At 63.9% G+C, this 24708-nt stretch carries 23 protein-coding genes; 18 read left to right on the forward strand and 5 right to left on the reverse strand.

The genetic code is table 11. The features are described from left to right. Positions 1–48 precede the first annotated feature (48 nt). The 4 genes from KW568_RS12520 to KW568_RS12535 form a co-directional block, all read right to left on the reverse strand. Positions 49–408, reverse strand: a complete 360-nt coding sequence (locus tag KW568_RS12520; RefSeq protein WP_003253997.1) for a cupin domain-containing protein — start codon at positions 406–408, stop codon at positions 49–51. Then, positions 405–998, reverse strand: a complete 594-nt coding sequence (locus tag KW568_RS12525) for a GNAT family N-acetyltransferase (protein ID WP_003253996.1) — start codon at positions 996–998, stop codon at positions 405–407. Before KW568_RS12525 ends, KW568_RS12520 begins: the two co-directional genes overlap by 4 nt. 188 nt (positions 999–1186) lie before the next feature. Then, positions 1187–2146, reverse strand: coding sequence for a ribose-phosphate pyrophosphokinase (locus KW568_RS12530; protein ID WP_003253995.1), 960 nt, complete (start codon positions 2144–2146; stop codon positions 1187–1189). Positions 2147–2241: 95 nt separating this feature from the next. Then, positions 2242–3231: a universal stress protein gene (locus KW568_RS12535; protein ID WP_004576516.1), complete on the reverse strand. Its 990-nt coding sequence runs from the start codon at positions 3229–3231 to the stop codon at positions 2242–2244. A 243-nt stretch (positions 3232–3474) separates the two neighbouring features. Between KW568_RS12535 and KW568_RS12540 the strand changes: the two genes are divergently transcribed. From KW568_RS12540 to KW568_RS12615, 16 genes are all read left to right on the forward strand, one after another. Continuing rightward, a complete protein-coding gene (locus KW568_RS12540; RefSeq protein ID WP_004576517.1) occupies positions 3475–4884 on the forward strand; it encodes an LLM class flavin-dependent oxidoreductase in 1410 nt (469 codons plus the stop codon). A 20-nt stretch (positions 4885–4904) separates the two neighbouring features. Continuing rightward, on the forward strand, positions 4905–5876 hold the full coding sequence (locus KW568_RS12545) for an AMP-binding protein (protein ID WP_004576518.1): 972 nt from the start codon (positions 4905–4907) through the stop codon (positions 5874–5876). Continuing rightward, positions 5873–6643: an ABC transporter ATP-binding protein gene (locus KW568_RS12550; RefSeq protein ID WP_003253991.1), complete on the forward strand. Its 771-nt coding sequence runs from the start codon at positions 5873–5875 to the stop codon at positions 6641–6643. The genes KW568_RS12545 and KW568_RS12550 overlap by 4 nt, the downstream gene beginning before the upstream one ends. Further along, entirely contained in the window at positions 6640–7521 is an 882-nt protein-coding gene (locus tag KW568_RS12555; protein WP_003253990.1) for a branched-chain amino acid ABC transporter permease, read from the forward strand. The genes KW568_RS12550 and KW568_RS12555 overlap by 4 nt, the downstream gene beginning before the upstream one ends. Positions 7522–7525: 4 nt before the next feature. Next, positions 7526–8590: a branched-chain amino acid ABC transporter permease gene (locus KW568_RS12560; protein WP_003253989.1), complete on the forward strand. Its 1065-nt coding sequence runs from the start codon at positions 7526–7528 to the stop codon at positions 8588–8590. Positions 8591–8668: 78 nt separating this feature from the next. Continuing rightward, positions 8669–10009, forward strand: coding sequence for an ABC transporter substrate-binding protein (locus tag KW568_RS12565; RefSeq protein ID WP_004576519.1), 1341 nt, complete (start codon positions 8669–8671; stop codon positions 10007–10009). Positions 10010–10068: 59 nt separating this feature from the next. Next, entirely contained in the window at positions 10069–11403 is a 1335-nt protein-coding gene (locus KW568_RS12570; protein WP_004576520.1) for an ABC transporter substrate-binding protein, read from the forward strand. 116 nt (positions 11404–11519) lie between these two features. After that, positions 11520–12296 carry an ABC transporter ATP-binding protein gene (locus tag KW568_RS12575; RefSeq protein ID WP_003253986.1) on the forward strand — a complete coding sequence of 259 codons (777 nt, stop codon included), beginning with the start codon at positions 11520–11522 and terminating at the stop codon, positions 12294–12296. Between the two features lie 283 nt (positions 12297–12579). Beyond that, positions 12580–13929 carry an OprD family porin gene (locus KW568_RS12580; protein ID WP_004576521.1) on the forward strand — a complete coding sequence of 450 codons (1350 nt, stop codon included), beginning with the start codon at positions 12580–12582 and terminating at the stop codon, positions 13927–13929. A 345-nt stretch (positions 13930–14274) separates the two neighbouring features. Then, a complete protein-coding gene (locus tag KW568_RS12585; protein ID WP_004576522.1) occupies positions 14275–15507 on the forward strand; it encodes an SfnB family sulfur acquisition oxidoreductase in 1233 nt (410 codons plus the stop codon). A 9-nt stretch (positions 15508–15516) separates the two neighbouring features. After that, the gene (locus KW568_RS12590; protein WP_003253982.1) at positions 15517–15903 is read left to right on the forward strand and encodes a hypothetical protein; all 387 of its coding nucleotides are present in this window, start codon (positions 15517–15519) and stop codon (positions 15901–15903) included. Continuing rightward, positions 15900–16871 (forward strand): sugar ABC transporter substrate-binding protein, encoded by a 972-nt coding sequence (locus KW568_RS12595; protein WP_003253981.1) that lies wholly within the window; start codon positions 15900–15902, stop codon positions 16869–16871. The genes KW568_RS12590 and KW568_RS12595 overlap by 4 nt, the downstream gene beginning before the upstream one ends. Then, the gene (locus KW568_RS12600) at positions 16868–17896 is read left to right on the forward strand and encodes a sugar ABC transporter substrate-binding protein (RefSeq protein ID WP_003253980.1); all 1029 of its coding nucleotides are present in this window, start codon (positions 16868–16870) and stop codon (positions 17894–17896) included. Before KW568_RS12595 ends, KW568_RS12600 begins: the two co-directional genes overlap by 4 nt. After that, positions 17893–19431 carry a sugar ABC transporter ATP-binding protein gene (locus KW568_RS12605; protein ID WP_003253979.1) on the forward strand — a complete coding sequence of 513 codons (1539 nt, stop codon included), beginning with the start codon at positions 17893–17895 and terminating at the stop codon, positions 19429–19431. Before KW568_RS12600 ends, KW568_RS12605 begins: the two co-directional genes overlap by 4 nt. Continuing rightward, positions 19415–20392 (forward strand): ABC transporter permease, encoded by a 978-nt coding sequence (locus KW568_RS12610; RefSeq protein WP_003253978.1) that lies wholly within the window; start codon positions 19415–19417, stop codon positions 20390–20392. The genes KW568_RS12605 and KW568_RS12610 overlap by 17 nt, the downstream gene beginning before the upstream one ends. Position 20393: 1 nt before the next feature. Continuing rightward, positions 20394–21380: an ABC transporter permease gene (locus KW568_RS12615; protein WP_004576523.1), complete on the forward strand. Its 987-nt coding sequence runs from the start codon at positions 20394–20396 to the stop codon at positions 21378–21380. A 66-nt stretch (positions 21381–21446) separates the two neighbouring features. Here the strand turns inward: KW568_RS12615 and KW568_RS12620 are convergent, their stop codons facing one another. Beyond that, entirely contained in the window at positions 21447–22685 is a 1239-nt protein-coding gene (locus KW568_RS12620) for an acyl-CoA dehydrogenase family protein (RefSeq protein WP_004576524.1), read from the reverse strand. Between the two features lie 338 nt (positions 22686–23023). On the opposite strand from KW568_RS12620, the gene msuE reads away from it, so the two are divergent. Together msuE and sfnG are read left to right on the forward strand one after the other, a co-directional pair. Next, positions 23024–23584 carry an FMN reductase gene (gene msuE / locus KW568_RS12625; RefSeq protein ID WP_004576525.1) on the forward strand — a complete coding sequence of 187 codons (561 nt, stop codon included), beginning with the start codon at positions 23024–23026 and terminating at the stop codon, positions 23582–23584. A 26-nt stretch (positions 23585–23610) separates the two neighbouring features. Then, positions 23611–24702 carry a dimethylsulfone monooxygenase SfnG gene (sfnG, locus tag KW568_RS12630; protein ID WP_004576526.1) on the forward strand — a complete coding sequence of 364 codons (1092 nt, stop codon included), beginning with the start codon at positions 23611–23613 and terminating at the stop codon, positions 24700–24702. The last annotated feature ends 6 nt before the right edge of the window (positions 24703–24708 follow it).

Genomic DNA, 24708 nt, shown 5'->3' on the forward strand with positions numbered 1-24708 from the left:
CGTGTGGATTGCTACCAGCATAGTCGGCTTCAGCCAGCATTCAGTGGCTTAGTTCGCGGGCACGAGGATCACGAAGTTCTTCTTCATGTCTTCCACTACGGTCCATTTGCCCTTGGCGCCCGGTTCGATAATGAACGTGTCGCCAGCGGCCAGTGTGACCGGGGCGCAACCCTCAAGCTCGATGACGCAGCATCCACTCAGGACATGGCAGAACTCCCAGACTTTGTAGTCAATGCGCCACGCCCCGGTGCTGGCTTCCCATTCTCCGGAAATGCGACCTTGCTGTTCATCGTGATAGTACTTGGACGTCAGCGTGTGAGGGGTGCCTTCCAGGACTTCTTCAAAGAACGGAAGGTCGCGCAGCGGTTGGATATCCAGTTCGCGGAACACGGTCAGTTTCTGGTTCATGGCTGTTTCTCGAGCACGTTGTGAGTAGGGCGATACATTAAATAGGCTTCACCGGTGACGCCCAGCATCGGGTGCGGAACGATCTGGCAGGTTTTAACAATTTGAAAACCATGACGTTCGTAGAAGCGGCGTGCACCGTGGTTTTCTGCGTAATCGATCAGGCACAACCCATCAAGGCCCGCGTCGTCAGCGCGCTGCTGGGCGTGGCGAAGAAACTGGGCGCCCAGCCCCTGGCTCCGCCGGTCCTCATCCAGCGCCAGGCTGGATATGTACAAGGTATCGGGTATTTCCATGTCGGAATAAGGCGCGAGGACGGGGTCGGTCTCGACTGGCCTGTCAGGCGTTGCGCGCAAGGCATAGCTATGCATCATGCCGATGACGCGCCCTTCAAAAGTGGCCATCAGGCAGTTCTTGTATGAAAAGTCGCCCTGTTCTCTGGCATAGCGAGACGCACCGACACTCAGCAAGGCTTCTCCAGGTGCGGCGAGCTTGCTCCATATGTAATCGGCCATGCCCTCCGATGTCAGTTGAAAGAAGCGCGCAATATCATGCGCGTCCGAGACTCGAGCGGGTCTGAAGTCGATAGGCATGCACAGTGCTCCCATGGTGCCGGGGGTCAGTTTTCAAGGGCTACGCCTTTGGCAGGGAGGCAGGGTAGACGGTTATAGCGGTTCCCATGATGCTCTGCGCGAACACCATCAGCATGGCCTGCGACACGCCTCGTGGCTCGACCGATTTCAGGAGCAGGGACGCTCCACCGGCGCCACCTGCACTGGGGTCATGCGCCAGTGCCCGGGCGGTTGGCAAGCAACTCGGCGACCAAGGCGCTGGTATCGACGATATCCAGTTGCGCCAGGCATCGCACGGGCAGGCGAAAGGGGGCGATGCTGTCGGCCACCAGTACCCGTTCGAACGCGCCGCTGTCGAACAGCTCGCCACCGGTGGTGAACAGGCCGTGGGTGGCCGCAGCCAGTAGGCGGCTGGCTCCGGCCTGCCGGCAGGCCTGGGCAGCGCGCAGCAGCGTCTGCCCCGTACTGATCAGGTCGTCGAACACGATGACGGTGCTGCCTGCCACGTTACCGACCAGGTGTTCGCCGCTCAGGCCTGCCTGCTGGCGGTGTTTTTCCATCATGGCCACCGAGACCGGGCGCGCCAGCAGGTGCGCCAGGACCTGGCGAAACTGCTCCGCACGTTTGACGCCACCGATATCCGGCGACACCACCGTGACCGCCTGCTCACCGAGGAGCGGGGCCAGGCGTTGGGCGAACAGTGGGGTGCATTGCAGGTTCCAGCTCGGGATTCGGTAGGCGTTGTCGAAGGCGCTGGGGTTGTGCACGTCCAGCGCCACAATGCGGTCCACGCCGCAGCTTTCCATCAGCCGAGCCACATGGCGGGTGATAATAGCGTCCTGAAACTCCACCTTGCGGTCCTTGCGACCATAACAGAGGTAAGGCGTGACTGCCGTCACCTGGCGGGCAGCAGCGTCCTTGAGCGCGCCACAGAAGAACAACAACCGGCATAGCTTGTCATGCGCGCTGTGGTGCGCGTCACCATACAGCGAGTGGAAGACGATGACCGATCGACCGTCCACCGATTCGCCGGGCCAGCACTTGTGCTCTCCGTCCTCGTAGTCGCGCTCTTCATGTGCAGACAGTGTCCTGCCCAGGCGTTGCGCCACGGCATTCCCATAGGCCTGGCTGCCTTGCAGGGCGAACAGCAACGGCGAGGTGTCATTCATGCCCTGCGCTCCAGAGGTCGTTCACAGCGACATGAGCTGCATGGCACTGTGCGGTTTGATGAGTGTCCAGTCGAGCATAGCCAGTGGGCGACCGTTCAACCGTGAATCGCCAGGATACTGGAGTGAACCTTGTACAGGGTTTGCTCGGTAGTACTGCCGACGACCTTGCTCACCCCCTCGTGGTAGAGCGTGCCCATCACCACCACATCGAAGCCTTGCTGGTTCGCGTATTCGCTGACCACGTTACGGGCAGCGCCCCGCACCAGGTGCAGGTGGTCTGGCTTGATGCCATAGTGGCCGCCGAACGTCGCCATGCGCTCGCGCGCACGACCGGACATTTCCTCGACCAGTTTGTCGGTCCAGGCCACGGGTGCGGCGGCATAGGCGACGAAACTGGCGCTGGGTTCGTAGGCCTGCAGCAAATGCAGCTGCGCCTTGCAGCGTTGTGCCAGTGCCTGTGCCGATTGCAGGATGTGGTCGTTGAGCTTGTCGATCACCGGGTCGTGCTCGACCAGATCAACGGCGACCAGTATGCGCGCTGGCAGCTTCGTTTCAGCCTGGGCTACCAGGTGCAGCGGGATCGGGCAGCGGCGTAGCAATTGCCAGTCCAATGGCGTGAGCAGGGCACGGCTCAAGGCGGTTTCGTGCTGGATGTCCTTGATCACCATCCCGACCCGGTGCAGTTGGGCCAGCCGGATCAAGTCCTTGAGCGGGTCTTGATCGTCCAGTGTCTCGGCGTAGGCGGTAATGCCCAGCTCGCCCAGCGCCTTCACCTGCTCAGCGAGCCAAGCCTTGCGATGCTCGGCGTCCTGCTTGCGGGCGTTTTTGCGTAGCACCTGGTCCAGGGTTGCCAGGCGCGAGGGCAATTGGCTGAGCGCCACCAGGTGCAAGGTAGCACCTGTCGCACTGCTCAGCGCTTGAGCACGCGTCAGGGCAGGCGAAGGGTGCAGGTCTGGATGGCAGATCAGCAGCAGTCTTGAGTAAGTATTCATGATGGCCTCCACCGCGGTGGCAGCCTCGATGAAGGCCCACCGGTTCAGGCCAAGCGTGACGCAGTGGGGCTCGATGACCTTGATATTTATCAAGATTGGCTGAATGCGGTGTACTCATGACCGGGTCGCAGAGCTCGGCATGTTTCTCGCTGCGCATCAACACTGTTCGCTGTTGTACAGCTGATCAGCAGTGATGTCGTCCTGCAGGCATTAAAGCTGCTTCGAGTAATCTCTATGTCATTGTAAATAAAGAAAATATTTATTGGCATGGATTGTGTTGATAGAGCATTGAGAGGCGCCGAAACAGGGTGCCGAGCCTATCGATCAGGAGCTCCCATGCCACGTGAAATTCGTTTGAACGCCTTCGAGATGAACTGTGTCGGCCATCAGTCGCCCGGACTCTGGAGGCACCCCAAGGATCGCGCCTGGCAATACAAGGATCTGGAGTACTGGACGGATCTGGCCAAGTTGCTTGAGCGCGGTAAGTTTGACGGCATCTTCATCGCCGACGTGATCGGCATCTACGACGTGCTGGGTGGCAATGGCGATGCGGCCATCCGCCAGGCGACCCAGGTTCCGGTCAATGATCCGCTGGCGCTGATCACCCCGATGGCGCTGGTTACCGAACACCTCGGTTTTGGCCTCACCGCCTCGCTGACGTTCGAGCACCCGTATCCTTTCGCCCGGCGCCTGTCGACCCTGGATCACCTGACCAAGGGGCGCATCGGCTGGAACATCGTTACCTCGTACCTCGACAGCGGCGCGCGCAACCTCGGGCAGAAGGCGCTGAGCGACCACGATGCGCGCTACGACTACGCCGACGAATATCTTGAAGTGCTCTACAAGCTGTTCGAGGGGAGCTGGGAAGAGGGCGCTGTGCTGCGTGATCGCGAGCGCGGCATTTTCAGCGATCCCAGCAAGGTTCATGAGATCCGCCACCAGGGCAAGCACTTCCAGGTGCCCGGCATCCACCTCTGCGAGCCTTCGCCGCAGCGCACGCCGGTGCTCTATCAGGCGGGGGCGTCGAGCCGTGGCAAGGACTTCGCAGCCGGACACGCCGAGTGCGTGTTCGTCGCCGCACCGTCCAAGGTGATCCTGAAGAAAACCGTGGCCGACATCCGCCGTCGCGCTGCCGAGGCCGGGCGTGATCCACGCAAGGTGCTGATCTTCAACCTGCAGACAGTGATCGTCGACGAGACCGACGCCAAGGCTCAGGCCAAGTGGCAGGAGCTCACGTCATATACCAGCTACGAAGGTGCGCTGGCGCTGATCTCGGGATGGACGGGGATCGACTTCGGCCAGTACCGGCCCGACCAGGTGCTCAAGCATATCCATACCAATGCCATTCAGTCGGCAGTGGAAACCTTTTCCACCGCCGACCCCAATAAGCAATGGACGGTGCAGGAACTGGCCGATTGGGTTGGTATTGGCGGCTTCGGCCCGCTGATCGTCGGCAGTGCGCAGACCGTCGCCGACGAGCTGCAGGCCTGGGTCGAGGAAACCGACGTGGACGGCTTCAACCTGGCTTACGTCCTGGCCCACGAAACCTTCCGCGATGTGGTCGAGCTGTTGGTGCCCGAGTTGCAGAAACGCGGTGTGTACAAGACCGAATATCGTTCCGGAACCCTGCGCGAGAAGCTCTTCGGAGATGGCCCGCGACTGCCCGCCAACCATCCTGGCGCCGGCTATCGCGACCTCAGCCAGCAGCGCGAGAACGTCGGTGTCAACCTGGCCGAGCCGGCCTGAATCGGCAGAGGAGTCATTGCATGAGCATTCATGAACGCTATCTGCCGTTGCCCGACGTAGTGGCCGACAGCGCCCTGACGGCGCTGCAGCGTTGGGCCAGAGAACGGCCGACACAAATCGCCCTGCGTCATCGCCGTCTTGGTGTGTGGAAGGCCTGGCGCTGGATCGATGTGCAGCACGAGGTCGAGCGGGTTGCCAACGGCTTGCGCCAGCAGGGGTTCGGCCCCGGGCAGCGCCTGGCATTGAGTGGCGCCTTCGAGCCGAGCCTGCTGATTCTGGCGTTGGCTGCCCACCCGCTTGGCGGCCAGAGTCTGGTGATTGGCCGCGACAGCCGTGGCGATGAGCTGCAACGGCAACTGCGCCAGGCGCGTCCGACGTTCGCCTTCGTCCAACGCCGTGAAGACGTGTCGCACTGGTTGGGCAGCGGCCTTGCCGAGCTGTGGCCACTGCGTTTGTTTTCCGCCCAGGCCAATATCGTGAGCAACGGCTTGTGGCAGGTGCAGCCGCTGTCGACGTTGTTTGTCGGCGAGGCGCCGGTGGCGCAGCGTCAGGGTTGGGCGCAGGGCGCCGAAGATGACGTGCTGTGGGTCGATGAGGGCACCGAATGGCGTGAGGGACTGGGGCATTTGCTGAGCCGTTGGTTGCACCATGGCGAAAGTCTAGCCTTCCCGGAAACGAGCGAGTCTGCTGGTCGCGACCGTCGCGAAATCGCCCCGACCGGGTTGTTGTTGTCCGCTGCGGGGGTCGAGGCGCTGGCGGGCGAAATCGATGCCCGCCTGGCGCCACCAGACAGTTGGCGACGGCGCCTGTGTGACTGGACGCTGGAGAATCCACACCAGGGCTTGCGTCGCTGGCTGAAGCAGCGGGTGCGGCGTCTGCTCGGCTTCCATCGCTTGCGCCGGATCGAGGTGCCAAGTGCGTCCGCCAGCGTGGCGCTACAAGGCCCGGCACGCTTGTCATGGCTGCACGAATATCTGGAGCGCGCGGCATGAGTGCTTTGCTGGAGGTGCGCAACGTGTCGCTGTCGTTCAAGGGCGTGAAGGCGATTTCCGACTTGTCCTTCAGCGTCAGGCGCGGCGAGATCTGCGCCCTGATCGGGCCGAATGGCGCCGGCAAGAGCTCGCTGCTGAACATCCTCAATGGCGTCTACCGGGCCGATGCCGGCCAGCTGTTCTTCGCCACCGAGCCGTTGCGCCGGCCGCACCCGCTGCAGGCGGCGCGGCTGGGGATCGGCCGTACCTTCCAGAACAATGCGCTGTTCAAGAAGATGAGTGTGCTGGACAACCTGCTTACCGGTCTGTCGCGTTTCCAGCGCAGTTTCTTTCTCGAACAGGCACTGGGCCTGCCACGTGCCCGGCGCGAGGCCCGGGCTTTCGCCGAGCGTGCCGAGCAGGTGCTGGAGTTCCTCGAGCTGCAGCCCTGGCGCGACGTTGCCGTGGGCAGCCTGGCCTATGGCCTGCAGAAACGCGTGGAGCTGGGGCGTGCGCTGATCGCGCAGCCGACCCTGCTGCTGCTCGACGAGCCGATGGCGGGGATGAACGCCGAAGAGAAACAGGACATGAGCCGCTTCATCGCCGATATCAACCGTGATCTCGGCACCACGGTGATTCTCATCGAACACGACATTCAGGTGGTCATGGGGCTGTCCAGCCACGTGGTGGTGCTGGACTACGGGCGCAAGGTCGGCGATGGCACACCGGCCGAAGTGCAGGCCAATCCCGATGTGATCGCCGCCTACCTGGGAGCGCCACACGGATGAACTTCTTCCTGGAAACCTTGATCGGCGGCTTGCTCGCCGGCACCCTGTATTCGCTGGTGGCCATCGGCTTCGTGCTGATCTACAAGGCCAGCGGCGTGTTCAACTTCGCCCAGGGCGCGATGCTGCTGTTTGCTGCGCTGACCTTCGTCAGCCTGCACGAGCAGGGCCTGCCGTTCGCCCTGGCGTTGGCCCTGACCGTACTGGTGATGATCGTCGGCGCGCTGCTGATCGAGCGCCTGGTGCTGCGGCCCCTGGTCAATCGCTCGCAGATCACCCTGTTCATGGCCACCCTTGGCCTGTCGTTCATCATCGAGGGCCTGGCCCAGGGCTTGATGGGCGCCCAGGTACGCGCGCTGGATCTGGGCATCGAGGACGTCCCGCTGTTCGTCGGCGAACTGATGATCAGCCAGTTCGACCTGGTTGCCTCCGGCGTTTCCGCCTTGTTGGTGGCGGTGCTGGCGCTGCTGTTCAACAAGACCCGCATCGGTGTGGCCTTGCGGGCGGTGGCCGACGATACCCGCGCGGCGCTGTCGCTGGGCATCAACCTCAACCGCATCTGGCAGATCGTCTGGGCCGTGGCCGGAATGGTCGGGCTGGTGGCCGGGCTGCTCTGGGGGGCGCGCCAGGGCGTGCAGTTCTCGCTCTCGCTGGTCGTGCTCAAGGCGCTGCCGGTGCTGATCATCGGCGGCTTCACCTCGATTGGCGGAGCCATCGTCGGCGGGCTGATCGTCGGTGCCGCCGAGAACCTCGCCGAAGCCTACATAGGCCCGCTGATCGGCGGCGGCATCACGCCCTGGTTCGCTTATTTCCTTGCCCTGATCTTCCTCTACATCCGTCCGGCCGGCCTGTTCGGCGACCGGGCCACCGAACGGGTATGACGCAATGACCGCTACCGTTTCACGCTTGGGCGCCGGCTTCGACGAGGCGCCGCTGACCCTGGTGCGCCGTCGCTGGCCAGTGGGCCTGCCGTTGTTGCTGCTGGTGGCCTTCGTCGGCTTGCCCTGGCTGGGCAACGACTACTGGCTCAACGCGATCCTGATTCCCTTCCTGGTGCTGTCGCTGGCCGGGCTGGGGCTGAACTTGCTGACCGGCTACACCGGGCAGACCTCGGTCGGTGCCGCCGGCTTTATGGCGGTGGGCGCCTTCGCCACCTACGGCCTGCTGCTGCGTGTGCCTGGGCTCCCGTTGCCGCTGGCGCTGATCGGCGGCGGGCTGATTGCCGGCCTGGTCGGCTTGCTGTTCGGCATACCCAGTTCGCGGATCAAGGGTTTCTACCTGATGGTCACCACGCTGGCTGCGCAGTTCTTCCTCGAATGGGTGTTCGCCAAGTTTCCCTGGTTCTACAACCATGCCTCGTCCGGCACCATCAGCGCACCGCGCCTGGAGTTGTTCGGCCACAGCCTGGCCTCGCCGGTAGGTCGCTACCTGCTGACCCTGAGCTGCGTGGTGCTGCTGACCTGGGTCGCGGTCAACCTGGTGCGCAGCCAGGTCGGGCGCAACTGGATGGCGATCCGCGACATGGACACCGCCGCCTCGGTGATCGGCATTCCGGTGGAGCGCTACAAACGCCTGGCCTTTGCCGTCAGCTCTTTCTACCTGGGCATCGCCGGGGCGCTCTGGGCCTTCGCCTACCTGGGCACGTCCAGTGCCGGCAGCTTCGATATCAACCGCTCGTTCCAGATCCTCTTCATCATCATCATCGGTGGCATGGGCAGCATCGCCGGCAATTTCATCGGCGCGGCTTTCATCAGCCTCACACCGATTCTGCTCAGCCATGCCGGGCAGTGGCTGTTCGGCGGCAACGTCGATGCCGGGCAATTGCAGAACCTGCAGAAGATCCTCTTCGGCAGCCTGATCATCTGGTTCCTGATCAAGGAGCCGGAAGGCCTGGTGCGCCTGCTCGGCGACCTGCGCGAACGCATCAGGGTCTGGCCGCTGCGATTCTGAGCACGACCGCCTCTTTCCATGAACCTTGACCCGACCGCGGGAAAGGAGGTTTTCACCCCAGCACAAGAAGTTCACACCATGCGCAAACCCTTGCATCGTCACCTGCTCGTCAGCCTCTTTGTGCTCGGCGCCCAGGCCCTGTCTCCGGTCGTCACCCAGGCCGCCGACAACCAGCAGTTCATTCCCATGGCCACCTACCGGGTCGGCGCCTATGCCTCCAGCGGGATTCCCTGGTGGGCCGGAGAGATCGACTACTTCCGTTACATCAACGAGGTCGAAGGCGGCATCAACGGCGTCAAGCTGGTCTGGCAGGAGTGCGAGACCGAGTGGAACGTCGACCGTATCGTCGAGTGCTACGAGCGCTACAAAGATGGCAAGGATGGCGCGCCGACGGCGTTCTTCTTCACCCACAGCACTCCGGGCTCCTATGCGCTGATGGAGAAGGGCGCGGCCGACCGCATCCCGCTGATCGATGGTGCCGGCGGGCGCACCGAGTCTACCGACGGCAGCGTGTTCCCCTATGCCTTCCCACTGCTGCTGAACTACTACGGGCAGGCCTCGGTGGGCATCAACTACATCGCCGAGCGCGAGGGCGGCTTCCACAAGCTCAAGGGCAAGAAGATCGTCACCGTCTACCACGACTCGGCGTATGGCCGGGAAACCCAAGCGCCGATGAAGCTGCTGGCGGAAACATACGGCTTCGAGAACATCCAGATCCCGGTGGCCGATCCGGGCAATGAGCAGTCGGCGCAGTGGCGCCAGGTGCGGCAGATCAAGCCAGATTGGGTGTTCCTGCGTACCTGGGGCGTGTCCACTCCGGTTGGCATAAAGACGGCCGCACGCTTCGGCATCCCGGTGGAGCGCATCATCGGCGACGTCTGGGCCGGCTCCGAGGCCGACGTGCTCCCAGCCGGCACGGCGGCCAAGGGCTACCAGGCCCTGGCGCCGTTCCCCGGTGGCGACGGTTTCGAGATTCACCAGCGCCTGCGCCAGCACATCCTCGATGTTGGCAAGAGCGACCTGAAGGATAAGCGCTACTTCGGCAAGGTGTACTACAACATCGGCCTGATCAATGCCGCGATTGCCGTCGAGGCGCTGCGCACCGCCCAGGGCAAGTTTGGCAACCGCCCGCTCAACGGTGAGGAAGCGCGCTGGGGCTTCGAGCACCTGAATATCGACGCCGCGCGCCTCAAGGCCAGTGGCTTCGAAGGGCTGCTGCCACCGCTGCAGCTGTCCTGCTCTGATCACGAGGGCGGTGGTGCGGCCCGCGTTCAGCAGTGGGACGGCGAGAAATGGGTGCTGGTGACCGACTGGATCCAGGCCGACCGCACCACCTTGCGTCCGCTGATCGAGGCCAAGTCCGCCGCCTATGCCCAGGAGAAGGGCATCACCCCGCGTAATTGCGCCAACGAGCAATAACCCCCCATGACCTGCGCCCGGCCACCGTCGCGTGGGCCGGGCGCCTGAGGAGAAAGACCATGCATGCAACGCTGAAACGCGGTGTCGCCGCCTTTGGCCTGGCGCTCGCGAGCTACGCCGCGATGCCGTCGGCGGCCCAGGCGGCCAATGAACAATTCTTCCCGCTAGCCACCTACCGAGTCGGTGCCTATGCCTCCAGCGGCATTCCGGTGTGGGCCGGGATGATCGACTACCTGCGCTACATCAACGACGTCGAAGGCGGCATCAATGGCGTCAAGCTGGTCTGGCAGGAGTGTGAGACCGAGTGGACGGCGGAGAAGGGCATCGAGTGCTACGAGCGCTTCAAGAACGGCCTCAATGGCGCTCCGGTAGCGGTCTACCAGCCCAATGGTGCGCCGGCTGCCTATGCCCTGGCGGACAAGGCCGAGGCCGACCGGATCCCGCTGATCACCCTCGGCTATGGTCGTACCGAGGCCACCGATGGCCGCGTCTTTCCCTACAACTTCCCGGTGATGCTGACCTTCTACAGCGAGGCTTCGGCATTCATCAACTACGTGGCCGAGCGCGAGGGTGGGCTGGACAAGCTCAAGGGCAAGAAGATTGCCACCGTCTACCACGACTCCGCCTATGGCCGGGAAACCCAGGGGCCGCTGAAGCTGCTGGCGGAGAAGTACGGCTTCGAGAACATCCAGATTCCCGTCGCCGACCCGGGTAACGAGCAGGCCTCGCAGTGGCGCCAGGTGCGCCAGCTCAAGCCGGACTGGGTATTCCTGCGCACCTGGGGCGTGTCCACCCCGGTGGCGATCAAGACTGCGGCGCGCTTCGGCTTTCCGGTCGATCGCATCGTTGGCGACATCTGGGCCAGCTCCAATGAAGACGTGCTGCCGGCCGGCGAGGCGGGCAAGGGTTATCTGGCCCTGACGCCCTATCCGGGCGGTTCCGACTTCGACATCCACCAGCGCATCAAGGCACACATCCTCGACAAGGGCAAGAGCGACCTCAAGGATCCGAAGAGCTTCGGCAGCGTCTACTACAACTCCGGCCTGGTGAATGCCGCCATCGCCGTCGAGGCGATCCGCGCCGCGCAGAAGCACTTCGGAGCGCGGCCGCTCAATGGCGAGGAAGGTCGCTGGGGCTTGGAACACCTCGATCTCGACGATGCGCGGCTCAAGGCGATCGGTTTCCTGGGGCTGATGCAGCCGCTGAAGCTGTCGTGCAGCGACCACGAGGGGGGCGGTGCCGTCAAGGTGCAGCAGTGGGATGGCCAGCAGTGGAAGCTGATCACCGATTGGGTGCAGGCCGATCATGTCACCCTGCGCCCCCTGATTGACGCCAAGGCTGCCGAGTACGCGAAAGAGAAAGGCGTGACCCCCCGTGCGTGTGACGCGCCGTGAGCGCTCGCTTTTCACCTGTGGCAGGGGCTTTAGCCGCGACCGGCACGGGCAACGCATTTCAAGGCTGTGGGGCGGCAGGCGCCGCCCGCTGAACGACGACCAGAGGGCAACAATCCATGACCAGTGCGACTCTTCCAGCCGCCGTCAGCAGCGAGCTGCTGGCAGTGGAGGACATCGAAGTGATCTACGACGGCGCAATCCTCGCCGTGGCCGGTGTATCCCTGCGGGTCGGGCAGGGCGATATCGTCGCCTTGCTAGGCGCCAACGGTGCTGGCAAGAGCACCACACTCAAGGCTATTTCCGGCCTGGTGCAGGCCGACCGGGCGCAGGTCAGCCGTGGCCATATCCGCTTCCAGGGGCAGGACACCGCCGGTGTCGCGGCCAACCTGCTGGCACGCCAGGGTATCGTCCATGTTCTGGAAGGACGGCATGTGTTCGCCCACCTGACCATCGAGGAAAACCTGCGCAGTGGCGGCTTCCTGCGTAACCCGACGCGGCGCCAACTGGAGCAGGATCTGGAGCGCATCTATGCCTGGTTCCCGCGCTTGAAGACCAAGCGCAAGACTCAGGCTGGGCTGACTTCCGGCGGTGAGCAGCAGATGCTCGCCATCGGCCGCGCGCTGATGACCAAACCGCGCCTGGTGCTGCTCGACGAGCCCTCGATGGGCTTGGCGCCGATCCTCGTCGAGGAGATCTTCGCCATCGTCGCCCAGCTCAATGCGCAGGAGGGCGTGAGCTTTCTGGTGGCCGAGCAGAACATCAACGTTGCCCTGCGCCATGCTAGCCATGCCTACATCCTGGAGAACGGCCGGGTGGTGGGTGAGGGCAGTGCTGCCGAGCTGGCCGCGCGGGAAGATATTCAGCATTTCTACCTGGGCGGCAAGGCTGACTGAGCGGTGGCGACGGCTGTGGAACGCTGTGGTCATACCGCCTTTTACTGAGTAGGTGATGTTCCATTCAACGCGGCCCAGGCCGCGTTTTTTTGTCCTGACGAAAGCGCTGTGGCGCCGGCAACAGCAGTTGTGCAGATTGCTCTGCAGACGGTGCATCATAGTGTTGAGTAGGTTGTTCAAGTGATTGAATAACAATGATTTTCTCTGTTGGCATGGTTGTTGGAACAACTGGATTTACAGCGCCTGGAAAGGCGCCTACCTCGTCATTCCAAGGATCACTGCCATGCGCTCTACCGCTTGCTACAGAACAGCTCTTTCTCTGGCCATCCTGCTGGCCGGCCCCGCGTTTGCCGACAGCGATGATGAAGGCTTCATCGACGGCACGCAGATCCATGTGCTCAACCGCAACTTCTTCTTCAGCCAGGACTATCGCAACGGCGACTTCACCCTCAACCCCAACAAGGGTGAGCGGCAGAGCCTGCATCGTGAATGGGGCCACGGCATCATCGCCAATCTGCAATCCGGTTTCACCCGTGGCACTGTCGGCTTCGGCGTGGATGTGCAGGGGCTGGTCGGGCTCAAGCTCGATGGCGGCAATGGGGCAGTCGGCAATGGTGTCGGCGTGCCTGGCATCGTGTCGCGCTCGGGGAGCAACTTCGATGGCGAGCCCAAGGACAGCTACGGCAAGGTTGGCGCTGCGCTCAAGGTGCGCGCCTTCGACACCGAACTGCGCTATGGCGACGTCAGCCCGACCAGCCCGGTGCTGCACGCCAGCGACATTCGCCTGCTGCCGCAGACTCTGCGCGGCTTCATCTTCAACAACAACTCGCTGGATGGCCTGAGCCTGCAGGGCGGCAAGCTGGAGTCGAGCAGTGACCGCAACGCCAGCAACCACCGTGGTGATCTCGGCACCGTCTATGCCGGGCGTATCAAGGGCGCCAACGATGTGGTGTACCTGGGTGGCGATTACCTGTTCAACGACCAGCTCACCTTGCGCCTGCACAGCAGCCGCCTCGACGACGTATGGAACCAGTCGTTCTTCAGCGTCGACCATGTGCAGCCGCTGGGTAGCGAGCTGAGCCTGAAGACCGGCCTCAATTATTACCGTACCCGTGACAGCGGCCAGGCGCTGGCCGGCCAGATCGACAACGACTCATGGAGCGTGCATGCCGGTGTGGCTGCCGGCGCTCATGGCTTCAAGCTGTCCTACACACGCATCGATGGCGACACGCCGTTCGACTACGTGTGGAATACCTATGACCTGCAACTGGATGCCGCCTCGCAGGTTTCCGACTTCAACAACCCCAATGAGCGAGCCTGGGAAGCCCGTTACGACTATGACTTCGCCACGCTTGGCGTGCCTGGGCTGAGCCTGACGGCCCGCTACGTGCGCGGTACCGACATCGACGGTACGCGCGCGGGGGGCGCTTACAGCTACTTCAATGGTACCGAGGACGGCCGCCACTGGGAGCGCAACCTGTGGCTGAAGTACGTGCTGCAGAGTGGGCCGGCCAAGGACCTCTCGTTCAACCTGATGCAGGCCACCCACCGCGTCGGTGGCGATCACGTCGCCGAGTCCAACGTCGACGAACTGCGCCTGATCGTCCAGTACCCGCTGGATATCAGCCTCTGAGAACCTGCTCACGATCTCGCGAGATAACGCCATGCAACACCGATGGCGGCCCCGCAAAAACAGGCGAGGCGCGGTCGGAGTCGCGCTCGACTTCATCCGCTGTAAATGAGCAGTCCGACCACGCTGGCGCTCCAGCCTTTTTTAACGCAGGAGGGCCGACGCGCAGCAGGTCGTGAACAGGTCTGAGGCAAGTGTCCGCCCGGCAACAGCCAATCCACAGTTTGCCGCCACAGGTGCTTTTCCAATTATCTGGATTGCGCATCAAGTCATTGAATATGAGGGATTTTCCAGGTTGGTACGGGCTGTGCAGTAGCCCTGGAGAATCCATCACGCTTGGAGCAACACATGACTCAGTCACAACCCGCCGATCTGCGCGAGCAGGTCAGCTCGGCGCCTCGGCGCCCGGCACAGATCATCCGTAGCGACGCCGAAGCCATCGAGGTGGCGCAGCGCTTGGCCGAGGATTTTGCCCGTGAGGCAGCCTGGCGTGATCGCGAGCGGCGCCTGCCCTGGGAGGAACTGGATCGCTTCTCCGAAAGCGGTCTGTGGGCAATCAGCGTGCCCAAGGCGCACGGCGGCGCCGGGGTATCTTATGTCACCCTCAGCGAGGTGATCGCGACCATCTCCGCCGCCGATTCATCGCTCGGCCAGTTGCCGCAGAACCACTTTGGTGTGCTCAGCAACCTCGGCCTGACCGGCAGCGAGGCGCAGAAGCGCCGCTACTACGCCAAGGTGCTGCAAGGCTACCGTTTCGGTAACGCCTTTTCCGAAGCGCGCAGCCAATACGTCACCACCTTCCAGACGCAGATCCGCTTCGACGGCGACAGCGCCGTGCTCGATGGCGAGAAGGCCTACTGCACGGGGGCGCTGTTCGCCCACATCGTCCCGGTCGCGGGTGTCGACGAGGAGGGCCGCCCGCACATCGCCTTCGTGCCACGCGATGCAGCTGGCCTGACGGTGATCGACAGTTGGGATGGCTTCGGCCAGCGCATCACAGCCAGCGGCCAGGTGCGTATCGAAGGCGTGCGAGTGCCAGCGAGCCAGGTGATACCGGCCTGGAAGGCCTACGACCAGCCAACCGCTGATGGCCCGATCTCGCAGATCATCCAGGCCGCCGTGGACACCGGCATCGCCCGTGGCGCCTTTGCCGAAACCCTGCGCGTGGCGCGTCAGGCACGCCCCTGGGTCGACAGCGGCTTGCAGCACGGCTGGCAGGATCCACTTGGCCAGGCGCTAATCGGCGAGCTGGCCTGGCGCCTGCAGGCGGCCGAGGCGATCTTGCAGCGCGCTGCCGAGGCGGTCGATCGCGCCGTCGCCGAGCCTGGCGAAGAGCACGTTGCTGAAGCCTCAGTGGTGGTCGGCCAGGCCAAGGTGCTGTCTACCGAGATTTCCCTTGAGGCGTCCAGTCGCCTGCTGGAGCTGGGCGGCACGCGCAGCGTCTCGGCCAGCCAGGGGCTGGACCGCTTCTGGCGCAATGCGCGCACCCACACGCTGCATGACCCGGTGCGCTGGAAGTACCACCTGGTCGGCAATCAACTGCTCAACGGCATCAAGCCGCAACGTCATTCCTGGAACTGAGGTCACGCCATGTCCAACACCCATTCCCAAGGCCGGGGTGACCTGGCCCACGCCCGTCATGTCGAGGCAGCTCTGCTTGACTACCTGCGCGGGCAGAGTGCTCGCCATGAAGCGCTGGTCATCGCTGCAGTCGGCGAGTTGCGCATCCGTATCGACGCCGCCGACGCGTTGCTGGCACGCGCCGACGCCTCGCAGTCGGCCGCCATCGCTTTTCGTTTGGGCGCCGCCGAGGCCGCGCGCCTGGCCGCGCAGACGCATTTCGAACTGGTGGGCAGTAGTCTGCCGCGTCCGCAGCCGGGCAGCGCCGAACCGGCACTGCCCACTCAACGGCGACTGCTCGGCGACCACTACCTCAACGGCGCCGCCTTGGCAGATCAGCAAAGGGTGCAAGCATGAGTCGAATCCTGACGTTGCTCACCGCCCTGGTGCTGGCATTGGCGGGCGGCCTGACACAAGCCGAGGAGGAGGGCGAGGCCGTGCCGTCGCTGGCCGGCAAGCGCATTGCCGTGAGCATGACTGGCACCAGTCATTACTTCGACATCAAGGCGTTCCAGGCGCAGGTCAATGAGATCAAGCGCCTGGGCGGCACGCCGATCACCCTCGACGCCGGGCGCAACGACCGCAATCTGGTCACACAACTGAACACGGTGGTCACGCAAAAGCCCGATGCGGTGATTCAGACCCTCGGCACCCTGAGCGTGATCGACCCCTGGCTCAAGCGCATCCAGGCAGCAGGCATCCCGCTGTTCACCATTGATGTGCCATCACAGTACAGCCTCAACAACACCACCTCGGACAACGTTGCGGCCGGCCGCGCGTTGGCCGAACAGCTGGTGCGCGACACCGGCGGCAAGGGCCGCATCCTGGTGTTCAATGGCTTCTACGGGGTGCCGGTCTGTGCGATCCGCTACGACGAGTTGAAGAAGGTACTGGCCGATCATCCGCAATTGCAGATCGTCCAGCCGGAGCTGCGTGACGTGATTCCCAACACCGTGCAGGACGCCCGCAGCCAGATCGCCGCGCTCCTGAACAAGTACCCCAAGGGCGATATCGCCGCCATCTGGTCGGCCTGGGACATCCCTCAGCTCGGCGCCAGCCAGGCGCTGATCGACGCCGGGCGCAGTGAGATCCGCACCTATGGTGTGGACGGCACGCCGGAGGTACTGGAGCTGCTCGCCCCTGACAACTCGCCCATCGGCGCGGTGGTTGCGCAGCAGCCCGACCTGATCGGCCGCACCGCCGTGCGCAACGTTGCCCGCTACCTGGCCGGCCAGCGTGATCTGCCGAAGGAAACCCATGTCGCCGCGCTATTGACGACCCGCGACAACCTGGCTCAGGTCAAGCACCTGCGAGGTGACCAATGAGGGACAACGACTGCTCCGGCATTTCCCGGCGCGGCCTGCTCGGCGCGTCTTCGGCGATGCTCGCTCTCGGGCTTGCCGCACCATTGACCCGCACCATGGCGGCTGGAGCCGACAGCGGTGCCGAGGCCAGTGCCACAGTGCCTTCGCTCAAGGGCAAGCGCATCGCCATCAGCACCGTGGGCACCAGCATCTACTTCGACAGCCGGGCCTTCAAGGCGCAGGTCGAGGAGGTACAGCGCCTGGGCGGCACGCCGATCACCCTGGATGCCGGGCGCAACGACAAGGCCATGGTGACCCAGTTGCAGAATCTGGTGACGCAGAAGCCCGATGCAGTGATTCACACCCTCGGCACGCTGAGCATCATCGAGCCCTGGTTCAAGCGCATCAGCGCCGCCGGCATCCCGCTGTTCACCATCGAGGTGCCGTCGCAGTACGCGGTCAATACGATTTCCGCAGACAACTGGAGCACGGGTTTGCTGCTGGCCAAGCAGTTGGTGGCCGATCTGCGCGGCAAGGGCAGGGTGCTGCTGTTCAATGGCTTCTATGGCGTGCCGAGCTGCGGCATTCGCTATGACCAGTTGAAGCTGGTGAGCAAGTTCTACCCGCAGATCGAGTTCATCCAGCCGGAGTTGCGCGACGTGATTCCCAACACCGTGCAGGATGCCCGCAGTCAGGTTGCCGCCTTGCTCAACAAGTACCCCAAGGGTGAGCTCGACGCGATCTGGGCGGCCTGGGATCTGCCGCAGCTCGGTGCCAGCCAGGCGCTGATCGAAGCCGGGCGCAATGAAGTGCGCACCTATGGCGTCGACGGTACGCCCGAGGTGCTGGAACTGCTGCGCCAGCCCGGCAGCCCGGTGGCTGCAGTGGTGGCGCAGCAGCCTGCGTTGATTGGCCGTACGGCGGTGCATAACGTCGCCCGCTACCTGGCCGGCGAGCACGATCTGCCGCCCGAAACCTTCGTCGAGACCCTGCTGACCACGGCGGGCAACGTCGATGACGTCAAACGCATTCGAGGCGACGCATGAGTACGCCGGTGCTGGAGCTGCGTGGCATCGTCAAGACCTTCGGTGCCACCCGGGCGCTCGACGGCGCCAGCCTGCGGGTGGCGGCGGGCAGCGTGCACGGTCTGGTGGGCGAGAACGGCGCCGGCAAGTCTACGCTGATCAAGGTGCTGGCCGGCATCCACCGCCCGGACGCCGGCAGCCTGCTGCTCGACGGCCAGCCGCACGGGCATTTCAGCCCGCGCCAGGTGGAGCGCCTGGGCATTGGCTTCATCCACCAGGAACGCTTGTTGCCGGCCCGTTTCACCGTGGGTGAAGCCTTGTTCTTCGGCCACGAACGGCGATTCGGGCCCTTGCTCGATCGCCGCTCCCAGCAGCGCGAGGCCGCGCGTCTGCTGGACGACTACTTCGGCCTGCGACTGCCGGCGAATGCGCTGATCGGTGAACTGAGCAGCGCTGAGCAACAGATGGTGCAGATCGTCCGCGCGCTGCTGATCAAACCGCGTGTGCTGGTGTTCGACGAACCCAGCGTGGCCCTGGTGCAGCGTGAGGTGGAGCGTTTGCTGCGGATCGTCCAGCGCCTGCGTGACGATGGCCTGGCGATCGTCTACATCTCCCATTACCTGCAGGAAATCGAGGCCCTGTGCGACCGCGTGACGGTACTGCGCAACGGTCGCGATGTCGCTGAAGTCTCCCCGCGCAACACGTCGCTGGAGCAGATCACCCGCCTGATGGTCAACCGCGAAGTCGGCGAGCTGTACCCCAAGGTAGCGGTGCCTGCCGGTGCGCTGTTGCTCGACGTGCGCGGGCTGGGTCGGGCACGGGCCTACCAGGGCATCGACCTGCAGGTGCGCCGTGGCGAGATCGTCGGCCTCACCGGGCTGGTGGGCTCGGGCGCCAAGGAGTTGCTACGCAGCCTGTTCGGCCTGGCGCCACCGGACAGCGGCGAGGTGCGCCTGGACGGGCAACCGTTGTCCTTGCGCAGCCCGCGCGAGGCTGTCGCCCAGGGCGTCGCGCTGATGCCCGAGGAGCGCCGTCGGCAAGGCGTGGCGCTCGACCTGAGCGTGCAGGAGAACACCACCCTGGCGGCACTGTCGCGCTTCGTCCGCCTGGGGCTGCTGTCGCCGGCGCGCGAGCGGCATACCACCCTGGAGCTGATCGAGCGCCTGAGGATCAAGGCCCCTGGCGCGCATGCCAAGGTGCGTCAGCTCAGCGGCGGCAATCAGCAGAAGGTGGCGCTGGCCAAGTGGTTCGCGCGGTGTTCCAGCCTGTACCTGCTGGACGAGCCCAGCGTTGGCATCGATGTTGGCGCCAAGGTGGAGATCTATCGGCTGATCGGTGAACTGGTGAAGGAGGGCGCCGGGGTGTTGATCCTCTCGTCCGACCTGCCGGAGTTGATCGGCCTCTGCGACCGCATTCATGTCATGCACCGCGGCGCCATCGCCGCACGTTTCGCCGCTGGCGAGGCGAACAGTGACCGCCTGCTGGCGGTGGCTACCGGCGCGCAACGCGCGCAGAACGAGGAACGACCTTTCTATGCCTATGCCATTGCTATCTGATGCCTTCCACCCGCGATTCGCGCAGTGGCTGCTGCGCCGTGGCGCGCTGCTGGCCTTCGCCGCGATCCTGTTGGCCTTCGCCCTCAGTGCGCCGAACTTCCTCACCCCGAGCAACCTGGTCAATGTGCTGGCCCAGTCGGCGATCCTCGGCAGCCTTGCCTTCGGCCTGACCACGGTGATCATCGGCGGCGGCTCGAACGTGGTGTCCGGTGGGCTTGATCTGTCGCTGGCGGCCAACCTCGGGTTGTCCGCTGCGGTCTATGCCAGCCTGAACAACGCCGGTTTCGGCGATGTTGTCAGCATCGCCGCGACGCTTGGCACTGGCCTGGCCATCGGCACGCTGAATGCGCTGGTGGTGGTCGGTTTCCGTTTGCCGCCACTGCTGGCAACCCTGGCCACCATGAACCTGGTGGCCGGGCTGGAACTGGTGCTGACCGAAAACACCGTGCTGCCCAGCACTTCGCCGTTGCTGGAAGGGCTGGCCTTCGGTAGTTGGCTCGGCGTGCCAGCCCTGGCCTGGGTGCTGCTGGCGGTCGGTGGCGTGCTGATCGTGTTGATGCAGTACACGCCATTCGGCCTGCGTCTGTACGCCATCGGCGAATACCCGGAGGCGGCTAATGCCGCTGGCCTGTCGGTGCGTGGCTACGTGTTCGCCAGCTACCTGATCAGCGGTCTGTGCGGCAGCCTGGCCGCGTTTTGTTCAGCGGCCTGGTTCAGCGGCAGCACCACCGGCTCCGGCGAGATGCTGCTGTCGGTGGTGGCCATCGCTTTTCTTGGGGTGATCTTCTCCCAGCGTCTGCAGCCGAGCATCGGCGGCACGCTGCTGGCAACGATGCTGGTCGGGGTGTTGATCAACGGCTTCCAGCTTCTGAATATTTCCAGCTTCTGGGTCGACGGTGTGCAGGGTGTCCTGATCCTGCTGGTGGTGGCCCTGTCCGGTTTGCGCAACAAGGAGGCCTGAGATGTCCGATTCGTTATCCGCCCCGCAGCCTGCCGGTCTGACCGGGCTCTCTGGCCGGGCGTTGCTGCGCCTGGTCATGCCGACGCTGTTCGCCGCCGTTCTACTGTTCTTCGCGTTGAAGGCACCCGGCTTTCTCACCGTCGGCAACCTGTCCAGCCTGTTATTGAACAATTTCGTGCTGCTGGCCATCGTCGCCATCGGCATGACCTACGCCATCGCTGCGGGTGGCATCGACCTGTCAGTCGGCACTGCGCTGGACTTCTCGGCGCTGACCTTCGTCCTGCTGCTCAATGCCGGCTTCGGGCTCTATGTCGCGATTCCCGGTGGGCTGCTGGCTGGCAGCCTGGCCGGGTTGTTCAATGCCGGGCTGATCGCCGGGCTGCGTATTTCCCCTTTTCTGGCCACCCTTGGCACGCTGTTCATTGGCAGCAACGTGCAAAAGCTGCTTTCCGATGGCGGACAACCGATCTACCTGGAGGCGCAGGTGCGCAGCGGCTTGGCCAGTGAGCGCTTGCTCGGCGTGCCGCTACCCTTGCTGCTGGTGGCACTGTTGGCGCTGGTGTATGGCGTGGTATTGGCGCGTGGCCGCTTAGGCCGGGAGATCATCGTCCTTGGCAGCCAGCCACTGGTGGCGCGTTATTCGGGCCTGGCGCAGCGACGTATCGCTGCCCTGGTGTTCATCGCCAGTGCCTTTGCCAGCGCGCTGGCGGGCATCCTGCTGCCGGCCACGGTGAACGCCTACGCGCCGATGTCCGGCAATGCCTTCCTGATGAATGCCATCGGTGCGGTCTTCATCGGTGCCACGCTGAGCCTGCACAACCGGGTCAACGTACCCGGTACACTGCTCGGTGTGCTATTTCTCAACGTCACGGCCAACGGTCTGCTGCTGATCGGCTGGAATTTCTTCTGGCAGCAGGTGGCCACCGGCGTTCTGATTCTCTCGGTTCTGCTGTTCAGTTTTGCCAGTCGGCGGCTCGGCGCTGGCTAGTTCTGGCGTTCCGGGCGAAACGCCAGTGCCGTGACGAGGCCTGGGGGTGTGCCCCAGGCCATGCTTTCAGGACTGCTTGGCACCGCCACCGATCTGCCAGACATAGGGCGGTTCGCTGCCATTGACGTGCCAGTCGCCGATGATGCGTTCCTTGTAGATCACCGGGTTGTGCGAGGCGGCAGTACGGGCGTTGCGCCAGTGGCGATCGAGCTGTTTGGTGGTGCTGGTACCGGAGGCGCCGAGGGTGTTGAACAGGTCGCTGGTGGCACGCAGCACCCATTCGATGGCCGCCACCTGGGCCTGGGCCGATTCCAGTTCGGCGGCGATGTTGGCCTTGCGCTCGGCGTTCTCGTCATTGCCGAAACGCGCCAGGTAGGCTTGCTGCGCGGCCTCGCTGGCGCGCAGGGTGCCTGCCTCGGCGGCGTAGATCAGCCCGGAGGCCTTGCCGATAACCTGCAATACCTGTGGATCCTCGCTTACCGCTGCGCCATTGCCATGGCTGAACACGCGCGTGCGCTTGCTGGTTTCCTGGCTGAAGTCACGCACGGCGGCGCGGCCGGAACCGACGATGACGGCGAGCAGCACCAGTTGGTAGAAGGCCGTCTGGTATTTGAAGCGGGTGGCGAAGTCGATGATGTTCTCTTCCTCGACCACCGCGTTCTCGAACACCGAGGTGCCGCTGCCGGTGGTGCGCTGGCCAAAACCATCCCAGTCGTCGCTCTGGGTGATGCCGGGTTGGCGGGTACGGATCGCTGCGATCACGTCGCCACCGGTGTCGTCTCGGCGGGCGAACAGGTCGATCCAGTCGGAAAAGAGGCTGCCGGTGCTGTAGTACTTGGTGCCATTGACCACCCACTGATCACCCTGGCGCGACACCCGGGTGCTGACGTCGCCGATCTTCACTGCGCCCACCTCCGTCCAGGCGCAGCCCACCAGATCGCCGTCGACGAAGCGTTTGAACCAGACGTCCTGTGGTGTGCTGGCATGGGCGTTGAGGCGGTCCTCGACGAAAGCAAAATGCCCGCGCAGTGCCTGCGGCACATTGGAGTCGGCTTCGGCCAGTTCGATCAGCAGCTGGAACAACTGTGGCAGGGAAGCGCCGGCACCGCCCTGTTCGACGGGTACACGCACGGCGCCGAAGCCGGCGTCCTTGAGCCACTGGATGGGCTCATGGGGCAGGGTGCGGTTGCGCTCGCGTGCCACGCTGGATTCGGCGATGCGGGCAAAGATGGGGCGGAAGCGGGCGGCAAGGGATTCGTAGTGGGTACCGGTAGACAGGTGGGGCAGTGGGGCTTGGGCGGTCATCGCAGTTCTCCTCGATTGATGCGATTGCTGACGGTGACGCTCTCGCAAACTTCGTGCCTTGCAGTGAATGCCTTTTAAATCAACGGGTTGTGATCATTCTGGTGGGGCGGGCTGTTCGCTCGCCGACAGCTTGCTGAATGACTGTTGGTGGGCGGTCAATTGCGTTTTCCGGGGCAACTGTTGGCCGAGGGTCAGTGGTTCAACAGCTTGTTGGCCAAAAGACAGTTCAGGCTGCTAGCGCTAGCGTTCAAGTACTTGAATTTAAATGTTTTTATGGGTTGGCACGGTTGCTGCTGAAGCTCCCTCAGGTAATGCCCGCTGGGCAAGGAGGGATGAGCATGAACGCACGTGTTATCAGGGTCGTGGTGGTGTCCGGCAGCCTGCGGGCCCCGTCACGCACCCATGGTCTGCTGCAGGCCCTGGTGGAGCGGCTGCCGGCCGTGTTGCCGAAGCTGGAGGTGCACTGGGTGCGCATCGCCGAACTGTCCGCCAGCCTGGCCGGTTCGCTGGAGCGCGATAGCGCCTCGGCTGACCTGCAACCGCATTTGCAGGCCATCGAGCAAGCCGACCTGCTACTGGTCGGCAGCCCGGTGTATCGCGCGTCCTACACCGGTTTGTTCAAGCACCTGTTCGACCTGGTCGATCACCAGTCGCTCAAGGGCGTGCCCGTGGTGCTTGCCGCCACCGGTGGTAGCGAGCGACATGCCTTGATGATCGATCACCAGCTGCGCCCGCTATTCGCTTTCTTCCAGGCCCACACCCTGCCGTACGGGCTGTACGCCAGTGTCGAGTCTTTCGACGATCAGCGCCTGGCTGACCCTGCGCAGTTCGAACGGATCGAGCGGGTGCTCGACACCGTCGGCGCCTTCTTTCATATCCCGGTCGCCCGCGCGGCCTGACTTTCCGAGTTACAGGAGACATCGCCATGAGCCAACCGATCAAATTCGCCTACTGGGTTCCTAACGTCAGCGGTGGCCTCGTTGTCAGCAAGATCGAACAACGCACCAGCTGGGACATCGATTACAACCGCAAGCTGGCGCAGATTGCCGAGCGTTCCGGGTTCGAGTACGCGCTTTCGCAGATCCGCTTCACCGCCGGCTATGGCGCTGACAACCAGCACGAGTCGGTAACCATCAGCCACGCGCTGCTGGCCGCCACCGAAAAACTCAAGGTGATCGCCGCGATCCTGCCCGGACCCTGGACGCCGGTATTGGCAGCCAAGCAATTGGCAAGCATCGACCAGTTCACCGCGGGCCGCATCGCCATCAACGTGGTGTCCGGCTGGTTCAAGGGCGAGTTTCGCGCCATCGGCGAGCCATGGCTGGACCATGACGAGCGCTATCGCCGATCCGAGGAGTTCATTCGTGCGCTGAAGGGTATCTGGACGCAGGACAATTTCAGCTTCCACGGTGATTTCTACCGTTTCAACGACTACACCCTCAAGCCCAAGCCGCTGCAGCAACCGCACCCGGAAATCTTCCAGGGCGGGAGCTCGCGGGCCGCGCGCGACATGGCCTCGAGGGTCTCCGACTGGTACTTCACCAATGGCAACAGTGTCGAGGGCATCAAGACCCAGGTCGACGATATCCGCACCAAGGCAGCGGCCAACGGGCATTCGGTGAAGGTCGGGGTAAACGCTTTCATCATCGCCCGCGACACCGAAGAAGAGGCCCGCGCGGTGCTGGCGGAGATCATCGCCAAGGCCGACCCGGAGGCGGTCAACGGCTTTGGCAGTGAAGTGAAGAACGCCGGTGCGGCCAGCCCGGAAGGCGAGGGCAACTGGGCCAAGTCGACCTTCGAAGACCTGGTGCAGTACAACGACGGCTTCAAGACCAACCTGATCGGTACGCCACGGCAGATCGCCGAGCGCATCGTCGCGCTCAAGGCGGTCGGCGCCGACCTGATCCTCTCCGGCTTCCTGCACTTCCAGGAAGAGGTCGAGTACTTCGGCAAGCATGTGTTGCCGCTGGTGCGCGAACTGGAGCAGGAGAAGCATGCCTCCCTCGCTGTGGCCTGAGGTGCG

Source organism: Pseudomonas sp. HD6515, assembly GCF_024971855.1.
Taxonomy (GTDB): Bacteria; Pseudomonadota; Gammaproteobacteria; order Pseudomonadales; family Pseudomonadaceae; genus Aquipseudomonas; species Aquipseudomonas alloputida.